Source organism: Pseudomonas sp. P5_A2_2 (assembly GCF_054177685.1).
In genome coordinates this window covers 1-1,479 of the sequence record NZ_JBGCUL010001058.1, presented here as the reverse complement: position 1 = coordinate 1,479, position 1,479 = coordinate 1, and the positions used below count along the sequence as shown (strand labels likewise).

The following is a 1,479-nucleotide window of genomic DNA, read 5'->3' as shown; positions in this document are numbered from 1 at the left end:
GGTCTGGGACATGAATTTCGACAGCGACACCAATGTCATCGAGGTGGCGATCCGTCGCCTGCGCCTGAAGATCGACGATGAATTCCCCAACAAACTGATCCACACCGTGCGCGGCATGGGTTACGTCCTCGAAGAGCGCCCCGCCTGATGCGCCGGCTGTCCTTGAGCAGCCGCCTGGCGCTGTTGTTTGCCGCCTGCACCGCCGTGGTGTCGTTGTTCGCCGGGGTACTGTTCAGCCGCGCCAGCGAGGCGCACTTCGTCGAGCTCGACCAGCAACTGCTGGACGGCAAGCTGATTGGCTTGCGTCGGGCCTTGCACGACTTCCAGTCGAGTGACAGCGAAGTGAAACTGGCCGAGGCAATGAGTCGGCAGGCTGGCCTGCCCCTGCGAATCACCGGCAGCGACGGCCAGCGCTGGTATGACAGCTCGACCAACATTCCACAGGCATTGCCGCGCCAGCCCGGATTGTCGACGGTGAGCCATGAAGGCATGGATTACCGCGTGCTGAATGCGCCGCTTTTCGCGGACAAACCCGAGTCACCGCAACTGACCCTGCTGCTGGACATCACCCACCACCAGCATTTTCTGCAACGCATGCAGCGCTTGATCTGGCTGACCGTCGGCCTGTCAGCCCTGGCCACCGCACTGCTTGGCGCCTGGGCGGCACGCAGCGGCTTGCGCCCGCTGCGGCGGATCAGTGCGGTCGCCAGCGGTGTTTCCGCGCAATCGCTGAACGCGCGGTTGCCTGAAGAAAACATGCCGCCGGAACTGGCGGAAATGGCCCACAACTTCAACGCCATGCTCGGACGCCTCGACGACTCGTTTCAGCGCCTGTCGGCCTTCTCCGCCGACATCGCCCATGAACTGCGCACGCCACTGTCGAACCTGCTGACCCACACCCAGGTCACCCTCACCCGCCCTCGCCCCCTCGAGGACTACCGCGAGGCCCTGCACAGCAACCTCGAAGAACTGCAATGGATGGCGCAACTGGTCAATGACATGCTCTATCTGGCCAAGGCTGACCATGGATTGTTGATTCCCAAGCACGAACCATTGGAGCTGGGACAGGAAACGGATCTGCTGCTGGAGTTTTTTGCGCCATTGGCGGAAGACGCGCGGGTGACGCTCGCACGGGAAGGTAATGGGTGCCTGGAAGGCGACCGCAGCATGTTGAGGCGAGCATTGTCCAACTTGCTGGATAACGCACTGCGCTTCACGCCGGTCGATGGCGAGGTTCGGGTGCGAATCGTCGATCAGCCAAAAGAACTGCGCCTGAGCGTTGAAAACACGGGCCAACAGATTCCCGAAGATCTATTGCCGCGTCTTTTTGACCGGTTTTACCGGGCCGATCCTGCGCGTCGTGAAGGCAGTAGCGAACACGCGGGACTGGGACTGGCGATCACCCAGTCGATCATCCGTGCCCATGGCGGGCAAATTCGTTGTGAATCGGAGAATGGGTGGACGCGGTTTGTGATCGAG

At 61.7% G+C, this 1,479-nt stretch carries 2 protein-coding genes; both read left to right on the top strand.

Annotated elements, in window-relative coordinates:
* A partial coding sequence (locus tag ACXRVY_RS28745; protein WP_458238923.1) for a winged helix-turn-helix domain-containing protein occupies positions 1–148 on the top strand: 148 nt, incomplete at its 5' end.
* Positions 148–1,479: heavy metal sensor histidine kinase (locus ACXRVY_RS28740; RefSeq protein ID WP_458238922.1), on the top strand; the 1,332-nt coding region annotated here is incomplete at its 3' end. The genes ACXRVY_RS28745 and ACXRVY_RS28740, both read left to right, overlap by 1 nt.